9 protein-coding genes are annotated in these 11,629 nt (G+C 64.6%); 7 read left to right on the forward strand and 2 right to left on the reverse strand.

Annotated elements, in window-relative coordinates:
• Positions 1 to 188: 188 nt before the first annotated feature.
• Entirely contained in the window at positions 189 to 1,403 is a 1,215-nt protein-coding gene (kbl, locus tag AC1VWL_RS18275; protein ID WP_481614841.1) for a glycine C-acetyltransferase, read from the reverse strand.
• Positions 1,404 to 1,564: 161 nt separating this feature from the next.
• Between kbl and AC1VWL_RS18280 the strand changes: the two genes are divergently transcribed.
• The 6 genes from AC1VWL_RS18280 (at position 1,565) to AC1VWL_RS18305 (ending at position 7,747) form a co-directional block, all read left to right on the forward strand.
• A complete protein-coding gene (locus AC1VWL_RS18280) occupies positions 1,565 to 2,992 on the forward strand; it encodes an OprO/OprP family phosphate-selective porin (RefSeq protein WP_482987627.1) in 1,428 nt (475 codons plus the stop codon).
• 12 nt (positions 2,993 to 3,004) lie between these two features.
• Positions 3,005 to 4,027 (forward strand): sulfate ABC transporter substrate-binding protein, encoded by a 1,023-nt coding sequence (locus tag AC1VWL_RS18285; RefSeq protein ID WP_282272371.1) that lies wholly within the window; start codon positions 3,005 to 3,007, stop codon positions 4,025 to 4,027.
• A gap of 24 nt (positions 4,028 to 4,051) precedes the next feature.
• Complete coding sequence (gene cysT, locus AC1VWL_RS18290) at positions 4,052 to 4,888, forward strand: sulfate ABC transporter permease subunit CysT (RefSeq protein ID WP_482987631.1); 837 nt, start codon at positions 4,052 to 4,054, stop codon at positions 4,886 to 4,888.
• Entirely contained in the window at positions 4,885 to 5,826 is a 942-nt protein-coding gene (gene cysW / locus AC1VWL_RS18295; protein WP_482987628.1) for a sulfate ABC transporter permease subunit CysW, read from the forward strand. Before cysT ends, cysW begins: the two co-directional genes overlap by 4 nt.
• Positions 5,827 to 5,833: 7 nt before the next feature.
• On the forward strand, positions 5,834 to 6,877 hold the full coding sequence (locus AC1VWL_RS18300; protein WP_481614838.1) for a sulfate/molybdate ABC transporter ATP-binding protein: 1,044 nt from the start codon (positions 5,834 to 5,836) through the stop codon (positions 6,875 to 6,877).
• Positions 6,878 to 6,997: 120 nt separating this feature from the next.
• Positions 6,998 to 7,747: a TorF family putative porin gene (locus AC1VWL_RS18305; protein WP_482987629.1), complete on the forward strand. Its 750-nt coding sequence runs from the start codon at positions 6,998 to 7,000 to the stop codon at positions 7,745 to 7,747.
• 134 nt (positions 7,748 to 7,881) lie between these two features.
• Here AC1VWL_RS18305 and tdh read toward each other — a convergent pair whose 3' ends face one another.
• A complete protein-coding gene (gene tdh, locus AC1VWL_RS18310; RefSeq protein ID WP_282273214.1) occupies positions 7,882 to 8,916 on the reverse strand; it encodes an L-threonine 3-dehydrogenase in 1,035 nt (344 codons plus the stop codon).
• Between the two features lie 135 nt (positions 8,917 to 9,051).
• Here tdh and AC1VWL_RS18315 point away from each other — a divergent pair, with 135 nt between their 5' ends.
• Positions 9,052 to 11,217, forward strand: a complete 2,166-nt coding sequence (locus tag AC1VWL_RS18315; protein WP_482987630.1) for a S46 family peptidase — start codon at positions 9,052 to 9,054, stop codon at positions 11,215 to 11,217.
• Positions 11,218 to 11,629: the final 412 nt, after the last annotated feature.

Consider the following 11,629-nt stretch of genomic DNA (forward strand, 5'->3'; position numbering starts at 1 on the left):
CCCCCCCCCCCCCCGCCCGCCCCCCCCCCCCCCCCCCCCCCCCCCCCCCCCCCCCCCCCCCCCCCCCCCCCCCCAGTCCGGGGCCCCCGCGCCCCCCCGCCCCCCCGCCCCCCCCCCCCCACTACAGGGCAGAACAAAACAGGCGCCTTTCGGCGCCTGTTTTGTTTTCAAGCCAAGGGCAACAGCACTCAGCCCTTGATCACGCCCAGCTCCAGGCCAATCCGGGTGAAGGCATCGATCGCGCGGTCCAGGTGTGCGCGGCTGTGCGCGGCGCTGATCTGGGTGCGGATGCGGGCCTGACCCTTCGGCACCACCGGGAAGAAGAAGCCGATCGCATAGATGCCTTCTTCCAGCAGGCGCTGGGCGAATTTCTGCGCCAGCGGTGCGTCGTACAGCATCACCGGGCTGATCGGGTGCACGCCGGGCTTCACGTCGAAACCAGCGGCGGTCATCTTCTCGCGGAAGTAGGCGGTGTTCTCGCGCAGCGTTTCACGCAGGTCATCGGCGGCGGCCAGCATCTCGAACGCCTTGATGCCAGCGGCAACCACGTGCGGCGGCAACGAGTTGGAGAACAGGTAGGGACGCGAACGCTGGCGCAGCAGTTCAATGACCTCGGCGCTGGCGCAGGTGAAGCCGCCCAGCGCACCACCCATGGCCTTGCCGAGGGTGCCGGTGATGATGTCGATCTTCTCCAGTACGCCCTTTACTTCGGCCGAGCCGCGGCCGGTGGCACCGAGGAAGCCGGTGGCGTGGCATTCGTCGATATGCACCAGCGCGCCGTACTTCTTCGCCAGCGCGGTGATTTCATCGAGCGGGGCGATGAAGCCGTCCATCGAGAACACGCCGTCGGTGGTGATCAGCTTGGTCTTGCAGCCGGCGGCATCGGCGGCCTGCAACTGCGCTTCCAGATCGGCCATGTCGCAGTTGGCGTAGCGGAAACGCTTGGCCTTGCACAGGCGCACGCCATCGATGATGGAGGCGTGGTTCAGTGCGTCGGAAATGATCGCGTCGTTCTCGCCCAGCAGCGGCTCGAACAGGCCGCCATTGGCGTCGAAGCAGGCGGCGTAGAGGATGGTGTCGTCCTTGCCGAAGAACCCGGCAATCTGCTTTTCCAGCTGCTTGTGCAGGTCCTGCGTGCCGCAGATGAAGCGCACCGAGGCCATGCCGAAGCCATGCGTGTCCAGCGCGTCCTTGGCGGCCTGGATCAGCTCCGGGTGGTCGGCCAGGCCCAGGTAGTTGTTGGCGCAGAAATTCAGCACCGTGCGGCCGTCGTCGAGGGTGATCTCGGCCGACTGCGGGCTGGTGATGATGCGTTCGGACTTGAACAGCCCCTGCGCGCGGATGGCGTCCAGTTCCTCGGCGTAGTGCCGGGTCAGCGGGGAGATGTTCGCGGTTTCGGTCATGGCGGGGTCTTGCGGTCAAGTGGAACGCCAATTTTAGCCTTCCCCGTGTCCCGGCGTTGTCGTCATGCGCAAAGGCTATAAGCGCGGCGGCCTAAGTCATTTCTCGGTAACGGGTGTGCACCCGCAGCATCGTCGGCACACCCACCCACCAGGAGCTGCCGATGACCGCCATACGCCCCCCATTCACCCTGCCGACCAGGAAGCTGTTGTCCCTCAGCCTGGCCCTGGCGGCGTGTGGGGCGGGGTCATCGGCGCAGGCGCAGCAACTCACCGTCGAGCAGTTGCAGGAGCGCCTGCAGCGTCTGGAGCGGCTGGCTGGCGTCAGTGATGGGGCAAGCGAAGGCGTAGGCCTGGCCGACCTGGACCAGCGCCTGCGCATCCTTGAACGCCGCCTTGAGCTGGCGGAAGAAGAACGCGTTGCCGCCGCCAAGAGCGCACCGAAGATCGCCATCGACCAGAAGGGCGCTTCGTTCAAATCCGGCGACGGCAACTACGAGTTGAAACTACGCGGCCTGCTGCAAGGCGATGCCCGCGTGTTCCTGGGCGGCGATGCGAACCAGAACGACACCTTCCTGCTGCGCACCGCCCGGCCCACCCTGGAAGGCTCGTTGGGCAAGCTGGTGGCGTACCGTTTCACCCCGGAGTTTGCCGGTGACAGCGCCAGCATCGTCGATGCCTATGCCGATCTGCGTTTCGATCCTGCGTACACGCTGCGGGTCGGCAAGTTCACCTCGCCGGTCGGTCTGGAACGCCTGCAGTCATCCTCGGCACTGGTCGATGTGGAGCGCGCGCTGGCCAGCGAACTGGCGCCGAACCGCGACCTCGGCGTGCAGCTGCAGGGCGAAGTGGCCAAGGGCAAGTTCAGCTACGCGCTGGGTGTGTTCAACGGCACCGTCGATGGTCGCGATGCGGTCACCAGCAATCCGGATGACGACTTCGAATATGCAGGACGCGTGTTCTTCGAGCCGCTCAAAGGCAGTGACAGCGCATGGGCAGGTCTGGGCTTCGGCCTGGGCGCAAGCACGGGCGAAAAGCATGGCAGCGGCAACAACTTCCTGCCGCGTTACCGCACGCCTGGCCAGGCCACGTTCTTTGCTTACCGCAGTGCGGTGGTTGCCGATGGCGAGCACCGCCGCTGGTCGCCGCAGGGTTGGTTCTACCGCAATGGACTGGGCCTGCAGGCCGAGTACATCGCCTCGGAACAGGAAGTCGCGCGCAATGGCATCCGCAAGCGCTTGGACAACCGCGCCTGGCAGGCCACCGCCAGCTATGTGCTGACCGGTGAGGATGCGAGCTATCGCGGGGTGACGCCTTCGCGCCCGTTTGGGGCTAACGGTGGGCATGGCGCGGTGGAATTGACCGCGCGCTACGGCGAACTGCAGATCGACGATGCCGCCTTCCCGTTCTATGCCGATCCGACGGTGTCGGCTTCACAGGTCCGCTCGTGGACGGTCGGTGCCAACTGGTACCTGACCGCCAACCTCAAGCTGGCGACCAACTATCTGCACAGCAGTTTTGATGCGGCTTCCGCTGGCGCGAAGTTGCCTGATGAAAAAGCTGTTTTCTCGCGCCTGCAAGTTTCCTTCTGACGGAGAGCCCTGATGACGCATTCCCATGTTTCCCGCCTTGCCACAGCGGCACTGGCATTCGCCCTGACCTTGAGTGCCGGCGCCGCGTTTGCGCGTGATGTGCAATTGCTCAATGTTTCCTATGACCCGACCCGCGAGCTGTATCGCGATTTCAATGCTGCCTTCGCCAAACACTGGAAGGAAACCAAGGGCGACAACGTCACCATCGAGACCTCGCACGGCGGCTCCGGCAAGCAGGCGCGTACGGTGATCGACGGCATCGAGGCCGACGTGGTCACCCTGGCCCTGGCCTATGACGTGGACGCCATTGCCGACAAGGCCAAGTTGCTGCCGGCAAACTGGGAGACCCGCCTGCCGGAAAACAGCGCGCCGTACACCTCGACGATTGTCTTCCTGGTACGCAAGGGCAATCCCAAGGGCATCCGCGATTGGCCGGACCTGCTGCGCAGCGGTGTATCGGTGGTGACACCCAACCCGAAGACCTCCGGCGGCGCACGCTGGAACTATCTGGCAGCGTGGGCGTACGGCGATCACATCTTCAAGGGGGACCGCGACAAGGTTCTGAACTACATGCGCGCGCTGTTCCGCAATGTGCCGGTGCTTGATACCGGCGCACGTGGCGCCACGACTACTTTTGTCCAGCGCGGCATCGGTGATGTGTTGCTGGCCTGGGAGAACGAAGCCTTCCTTGCCCAGGAAGAGCTGGGCCCGGACAAGTTCGAGATCGTGGTGCCCAAGCTGTCGATCCTGGCCGAACCGTCGGTGGCACTGCTGGATCGCAACGTTGACCGCCATGGCACCCGCGATGTTGCCCAGGCCTATCTGCAATACCTGTACTCGCCGGAAGGCCAGCGCATCGCCGCGCGTCATTACTACCGGCCGCGTTCACCGCAATACGCAGCACCGGCCGACGTTGCGCGCTTCCCGCAGGTGCAGCTGGTCACCATCCGCAGCGCCTTTGGTTCGTGGGGCAGGGCGCAGGCCGAGCACTTCGCTGATGGCGGTGTCTTCGATCAGATCCAGGCGAGCAAGTAGACCGTGTCAGCAACCGCACAAACACTGCAGCCACGTGTGCGAAGCCAACGCCGGGTACTCCCCGGCTTTGGTCTTGGTATGGGCATCACCTTGTTCTGGTTGGGGCTGATCGTCCTGATCCCGTTGCTCGGCGTGTTCCTGAAAGCAGCAGGGCTGGGCCTGGGCGGCATCTGGCAGATATGGACCGAACCACGCGTGCTGGCCGCATTGCGGCTGAGCTTCGGCACCGCATTTGCCGCAGCTGCATTCAACACGCTGATGGGCACGTGGGTGGCGTGGGTATTCGTGCGCTACAACTTCCCCGGTCGACGTCTGTTCGACGCGATGATCGATCTGCCATTTGCCTTGCCGACCGCCGTGGCTGGCATCGCCTTGACCGCGCTGTATGGCGGCCAGGGCTGGATCGGGCAATGGCTGGAGCCGTTGGGCATCAAGGTGGCATATACGCCGCTCGGCATCGTGGTGGCCTTGGTATTTGTCGGCCTGCCATTCGTGGTGCGCATCGTGCAGCCGGTATTGGCCGAGGCCGAGCGCGAGTTCGAGGAGGCCTCGGCAACGCTCGGTGCCACACGTTTCCAGACCATCGTGCGGGTAGTGTTGCCCAGCCTGTGGCCGGCAATGCTGACCGGCTTTGCGCTGGCCTTTGCGCGTGGCGTGGGTGAGTACGGCTCGGTGATCTTCATCGCCGGCAACATGCCCAGTGTCACCGAGATCGCGCCGCTGTTGATCACCATTCGACTGGAGGAGTTCGACTACGCCGGTGCCACCGCGATTGCCGGTGCGATGCTGCTGCTGTCGTTCGTGCTGCTGCTGCTGGTCAACACGCTGCAGGCGCGCTTGCAGCGCAGGGGGGCACGATGAACGAGCTGGTGTCGGAGTTGCCGGTGGAAATCGAACGTAGTGCGCGTGTGGCCAGGCCGCAGCAGGTGACCAGCGAGCCGCGCTGGGTGCAGGTGCTGTTGATCCTGGGCGCGCTGGGGTTTCTGCTGTCGTTCCTGCTGCTGCCGCTGGTGCTGGTGTTCGTCGAGGCGTTGCGAGGTGGTGCGCTGGCGTTCTGGAATGCGATCAGCGATCCGGATGCCTTGTCGGCAATACGCCTGACGCTCCTGGTCACGGCGATCGTCGTGCCCTTGAACCTGGTCTTCGGCGTCGCTGCGGCCTGGGTGGTGAGCAAGCACAGTTTCCCGGGCAAGCGCTGGTTGGTGACGCTGATCGATCTGCCGTTCTCGGTATCACCGGTGGTGGCCGGTCTGGTCTTCATCTTGCTGTTCGGCCGCGATGGTTGGTTCTGGCCGATGATCGAGGACGGACTGCACCTGCACCTGCCGGTGCTCGGCGAAACCTTGTTGCAGCTGCCACGCATCGTGTTCGCGATACCCGGCATCGTGCTGGCCACGGTGTTTGTCACCTTTCCCTTCATTGCCCGCGAGCTGATGCCCTTGATGGAGCAGCAGGGCAGCGACGAAGAACTGGCGGCGCTGACGCTGGGTGCCAATGCCTGGCAGATGTTCTGGAAGGTGACCTTGCCGAACATCCGTTGGGGCCTGCTGTATGGCGTGCTGTTGTGCAGCGCGCGGGCAATGGGCGAGTTCGGCGCGGTGTCGGTGGTGTCCGGGCATATCCGCGGGCGCACCAATACGCTGCCGCTGCACGTGGAGATTCTCTACAACGAATACGCCTACAGCGCCGCCTTTGCCTGTGCCTCGCTGCTGGCCGCCACCGCCTTGCTGACGCTGGTGGTGAAATCTTTCCTGGAGTGGCGCCACGGTCAGTCGCTGGCCGCCGCCCACCGTCATTGAGGTCGCAATGAACATCCGCATACACAACCTGGGCAAGCAGTACGGCACGTTCCCCGCGCTGGACGGGGTGAGCCTGGATATCCGCAGTGGCGAGTTGCTGGCGCTGCTGGGTCCATCGGGTTCGGGCAAGACCACCTTGCTGCGCGCGCTGGCCGGCTTGGAGCATCCCGAGCGCGGCGAAATCCTGTTCGATGGCGAGGACGCCACCGGTTTGAGCGTGCAGGCACGCCGCGCCGGTTTCGTGTTCCAGCACTACGCCTTGTTCAAGCATCTGGACGTGCGCCGCAATATCGCCTTCGGGCTGGAAGTGCGGCGCGGCGCCGAACGTTGGCCGAAGGCGCGCATCGACGCCAAGGTCGATGAGCTGCTGGCGCTGGTACAACTCGATGGACTGGGCGCGCGTTACCCGGCGCAGCTGTCCGGTGGCCAACGCCAGCGCGTGGCGTTGGCGCGCGCGCTGGCGATCGAACCGCGCGTGCTGTTGCTGGATGAACCCTTCGGCGCGTTGGATGCGCAGGTGCGCCGCGACCTGCGCCGTTGGCTGCGCGAGCTGCACGACCGCACCGGGCTGACCACGGTCTTCGTCACCCACGATCAGGAAGAGGCGCTGGAGCTGGCCGATCGGGTTGCCATCCTCAACCGTGGCCGTATCGAGCAGGTGGGCACGCCGGGCGAGGTCTATGACCAGCCGGCGTCGCCCTTCGTCTATGGCTTCGTCGGTGAGGCCAACCGGCTTCCGGCACGCGCGCAGGGGCAGACGCTGGAAGTGGCCGGGGCGCAGTGGCCACGCTCGGCCTCGGTGCCGGAAGGCGAGGCGCTGGAGGTGTTCGTCAGGCCTGAAGATCTGGTGGTCGAAGCCGATGGCAATTGGCAGGCCACGGTCGGGCTGGTGCAACGCAGTGGCCCACGCCAGCGTCTCCGCGCGCGCCTGGCTGGCGCAACTACCGAGCTGGAAGTGGAGTTGCCAGCCGATGCACCGGCTTATGCGGCGGGCCAGTCAATCCGGCTCGGGGCCCGCCGTTACGGGATATTTCCGGCGGATGCGGGCTGAATAGGGAAGCACCGGGCGGTTGGGGTGAAATAGATGTTGCATCGCAATATAATTGCGGTTAAATATTTGTGAATCGGGATGCGGTCGATCCCGGTGCCCCCACTTCCTGGAGAGATCTGCATGATGCACAACAAGCGTCTTGTCGCCGTGGCCTGCGCCGCCCTGTTGTCCGTTCCGTTTGCCGTCAGCGCCCAGGAGAGTGAGGAGTCTTCCTCTCCGTTCAGCGCCAGCTTCGGCGTGACCACCGATTACGTGTTCCGTGGTGTCTCGCAGACCGACAACGAGCCGGCTTTCCAGGCGGGCGCCACCTACACCGCACCGTTCGGCCTGTATGCCACCGTGTGGGGTTCCAATGTCGATTTCGGCGAAGGCGGCCCGAATTTCGAAGTCGATTACAACATCGGCTGGAGCAAGGACCTGTCCGACAGCTGGAACCTGGACCTGGGCGTCAACCGCTACACCTACACCAGCGCCTCCAGCGGCTACGGTGACATCGATTACAACGAATACCTGGCCAAGGTGACCTGGACCGGCCCGGTGGTTGTCAGCGGCCTGCTGGGCTACGCCGACGATTACAGCAACAGCGGTGCCGAGCAGATCTATGCCGGCCTGGATGCCAGCTACGAGATCGGCAACGGTTTCTCGGTCGGCGCATCGGCCGGTTACACCACGATCAAGGCCGACAGCAACGAATGGCCGCGCCGTTCGGATTACTTCGATGGCTCGGTGTCGGTGTCCAAGGGCTTCGGCCCGGCAACCGCAACCCTGGGGTATTACGACACCTTTGGTTCGGATGCGTCCGACCTGCGCCGTGGTTCGGATACCTACAAGCCGGGCCTGGTGTTCAGCGTCTCGGTCGACGTGCCCTGATCCAGATGTGATTAAAAAAGAAAAAGGCGCCTTGAAGGCGCCTTTTTTCTGTAGTGCCGACCCTTGGTCGGCAACCGACATTACCGGTGACGCCAATGCCGACCATGGGTCGGCACTACCGGTTCCGCCTGGGCTCAATTCCAGCTCAGCACGACCTTGCCGGCCTTGCCCTGTTCCATCAGGTCGAAACCTTCCTGGAAACGGTCCACCGGCAACTGGTGGGTCATCACCTTGCCCAGCGGGAAGCCGCCCAGCACCAGCTGGGTCATCTTGTACCAGGTCTCGTACATCTTGCGGCCGTAGATGCCCTGCACGGTCAGGCCCTTGAAGATGATCTTGTCCCAATCGCAACCAGCGCCCTTGGGCATGATGCCGAGCATGGCGATCTTGCCGCCGTGGTACATGCAGTCGAGCATGTCGTTGAAGGCGCGCGGGTTGCCGCTCATTTCCAGGCCCACGTCGAAGCCTTCCATGTGCAGCTCGGCCATCACGTCCTTCAGCGACTGGTTGGCGACGTTGACCACGCGGGTGGCGCCCATGTCGGCGGCCAGCTTCAGGCGGAAATCATTGACGTCGGTGACCACCACGTTGCGCGCACCGATGTGCTTGCAGATGCCTGCGGCAATGATGCCGATCGGGCCGGCGCCGGTGATCAGCACGTCTTCGCCGATCACGTCGAACTCCAGCGCGCAATGCGCGGCGTTGCCGTAGGGGTCGAAGAACGCCGCCAGCTCGGACGGAATCTGGTCCGGGATCGGCCACAGGTTGGTGGCCGGCATCACCATGTATTCGGCGAAGGCGCCGTTGACGTTGACGCCGATGCCGACGGTGTTCGGGCACAGGTGCTGGCGGCCGCCGCGGCAGTTGCGGCAATGGCCGCAGACGATGTGGCCTTCGGCCGAGACACGCTGGCCGACTTCATAGCCGGTCACGCCCGGGCCGATCTCGGCGATGCGGCCGACGAACTCATGGCCGATGGTCAGGCCCGGCTTGATCGTGCGCTGGCTCCACTCGTCCCACAGGTAGATGTGCAGGTCGGTGCCACAGATGGCGGTCTTTTCCAGCTTGATCAGCACCTGGTTCGGGCCCGGCGTAGGCACCGGCACCTCTTCCATCCAGATGCCCTTGGTCGCTTCGCGCTTTACCAGCGCCTTCATCGTCTGTGCCATTGCAGGAGACCGCAGTGTGAGGAAAGACGGCGATTATAAGCTTTCAGCCGTAACCGCCCCGTACTGACCGATGGCAGGGGAGGCGGACGGTTACAACGGCTACAATCGGCCCTTCCAAACTTTCGGATGTGCGTAATGCGCGTGAATTTCCTTGCGTTTTCCATCGTTGCTGGCCTGGGCCTGGTGCAGACCGCGCACGCCGCCGAAGGCATGTGGGTGCCGCAGCAGCTGCCGGAAATTGCCGGCCCGCTGAAGCAGGCTGGCCTGAAGCTGGACCCGCAGCAGCTGGCCAACCTGACCGGCGACCCGATGGGCGCGGTGGTTGCGCTGGGTGGCTGCACCGCCAGCTTCGTTTCGCCGCAGGGTCTGGTGGTGACCAACCACCATTGCGCCTACGGCTCGATCCAGCTGAACTCCACCGCCGAGAAGAACCTGATCAAGGACGGCTTCAACGCGCCGACCCTGAAGGACGAGCTGAGCGCCGGCCCGAATGCCCGCATCTACGTGCTGGACGACATCACCGATGTCACCGCACAGGCCAAGGCCGCCATCGCTGGCGCCGGCAACGACCCGCTCAAGCGCACCCAGGCACTGGAAGCCTTCGAGAAGCAGGCCATCGCCGCCTGCGAAACCGATGACGCCTACAGCTGCACCCTGTACAGCTTCTCCGGTGGCAACACCTACCGCCTGTTCAAGAACATGGAAATCAAGGACGTGCGCCTGGCCTATGCGCCGCCGGGCAGCGTCGGCAAGTTCGGCGGTGACGTCGACAACTGGATGTGGCCGCGCCACACCGGCGATTTCTCGTTCTACCGCGCCTATGTCGGCAAGGACGGCAAGCCGGCCGCTTTCGCCGCCGACAACGTGCCGTACCAGCCCAAGCATTGGCTGAAGCTGGCCAACCAGCCGCTGGGCGAGGGTGACTTCGTGATGGTGGCCGGTTACCCGGGCCGCACCGATCGCTATGCGCTGGTCAGTGAGTTCGAGAACACCGCCACCTGGACCTACCCGTCGATCGCCAAGGCCTACAAGGACCAGATCGCGATGGTCGAAGCGGCCAGCAAGGACAACCAGGACATCGCGGTGAAGTACGCGTCCAACATGGCCAGCTGGAACAACACCAGCAAGAACTACGACGGCCAGCTGGACGGCTTCAAGCGCAACAACGTGCTCGGCCAGAAGCAGGCTGCGGAAACCGCGGTGCTCGAATGGCTGCGCGGCCAGGGCGCTGCCGGCAAGCCGGCGCTGGATGCGTTCGCACAGCTGCAGACGCTGGGCCAGCAGTCGCGCATGAACCAGGCGCGTGACCTCAACTTGGCCATGCTCAACCGCACCGGCACCCTCGGCACCGCCGTACGCCTGTACCGCCTGGCCATTGAAAAGGCCAAGCCGGACGCACAGCGCGAAGAGGGCTACCAGGAACGCGATCTGCCGACCATCGAAGGCGGCCTGAAGCAGATGGACCGCCGCTATGTGCCGGCCATGGACCGTCAGTTCCAGCAGTACTGGCTGCAGCAATACGTGCAGCTGCCGGCCGGCCAGCACCTGTCGGCATTCGACAAGTGGATTGGCGGCGTGGATGCCAAGGCGGTCGAGGCTACGGTCGCGCGCCTGGACGGCTCCAAGCTCGGCAGCCTGGATGAGCGCCTGAAGTGGTTCGGTGCCGACAAGGCCGCGTTTGAAGCCAGCAACGACCCGGCCATCCAGTACGCCGTGGCTGTGATGCCGGCACTGCTGGAGCTGGAACACCAGCGCAAGCTGCGCATGGGCGAGGAGCTGGTGGCACGTCCGCTGTTCCTGCAGGCCATTGCCGATTACAAGAAGACCAAGGGTGAGTTCGTCTACCCGGACGCCAACCTGTCGCTGCGCATCACCTTCGGCAACGTGAAGGGCTACACCGGCCTGGACGGCAAGGTGCAGGAAGCCTTCACCGACCTGGAAGGCATCGTCGCCAAGGAAACCGGCAAGGACCCGTTCGACTCGCCGCAGGCGCTGATCGATGCGGTCAAGGCCAAGCGTTACGGCGGCTTCGAGGACAAGCGTATCGGCAGCGTGCCGGTGAACTTCCTGTCCGACCTGGACATCACCGGCGGCAACTCCGGTTCGCCGGTGCTGGACGCGCACGGCCGCCTGGTCGGCCTGGCGTTTGACGGCATCTGGGAATCGGTCGCCAGCAACTGGGTGTTCGACCCGGTGATGACCCGCATGATCTCGGTCGACGAGCGTTATATGCGCTGGATCATGCAGGAAGTGGCGCCGGCGCCGCAGCTGCTGAAGGAAATGGACGCCGCCTCGAAGTAAGTTCGAGTTGCATGGTTCAAGTAATAGCCCGGACGGGAAACCGTCCGGGCTTTTCTTTGCGCGCAGCACACAGCGTTGTAGGAGCGGCGTAAGCCGCGAAGCCGATAGCATTGAAACTGCCGGCATGCGCGCAATCTGATGGATCAGGTGCTTCGCGGCTTACGCCGCTCCTACATTTGGCGGTACCGGTAAAGCCCCTGCCGAGCATGGCTCGGCACTACGCTTTGCTCCCTCCCTTTCGCGCAGCGAAGGGGGAGGGCTGGGGAGGGGTAAGCTTTTGGCTGGCCGATGCAGTCGATGCCTGGCGGCTGTAGTGGCGGGGGCGGGCAGGCGGGGGGGGGCGGCCCGGGGCCCCCCACCCGGGCGACCGGCGCCCGACCACGCGCGAGATACGGTTGGGCCCTCGAGGCTC

This window comes from Stenotrophomonas sp. STEN063, from assembly GCF_056854515.1.

Excerpts from the sequence above, each read along its gene's own strand:
- cysW (WP_482987628.1), top strand. The coding sequence starts at position 4,885 with ATGAACGAGCTGGTGTCGGAGTTGCCGGTGGAAATCGAACGTAGTGCG.
- AC1VWL_RS18315 (WP_482987630.1), top strand. The coding sequence starts at position 9,052 with ATGCGCGTGAATTTCCTTGCGTTTTCCATCGTTGCTGGCCTGGGCCTG.
- AC1VWL_RS18285 (WP_282272371.1), top strand. The coding sequence starts at position 3,005 with ATGACGCATTCCCATGTTTCCCGCCTTGCCACAGCGGCACTGGCATTC.
- AC1VWL_RS18305 (WP_482987629.1), top strand. The coding sequence starts at position 6,998 with ATGATGCACAACAAGCGTCTTGTCGCCGTGGCCTGCGCCGCCCTGTTG.
- AC1VWL_RS18300 (WP_481614838.1), top strand. The coding sequence starts at position 5,834 with ATGAACATCCGCATACACAACCTGGGCAAGCAGTACGGCACGTTCCCC.
- tdh (WP_282273214.1), bottom strand. The coding sequence starts at position 8,916 with ATGGCACAGACGATGAAGGCGCTGGTAAAGCGCGAAGCGACCAAGGGC.
- AC1VWL_RS18280 (WP_482987627.1), top strand. The coding sequence starts at position 1,565 with ATGACCGCCATACGCCCCCCATTCACCCTGCCGACCAGGAAGCTGTTG.
- kbl (WP_481614841.1), bottom strand. The coding sequence starts at position 1,403 with ATGACCGAAACCGCGAACATCTCCCCGCTGACCCGGCACTACGCCGAG.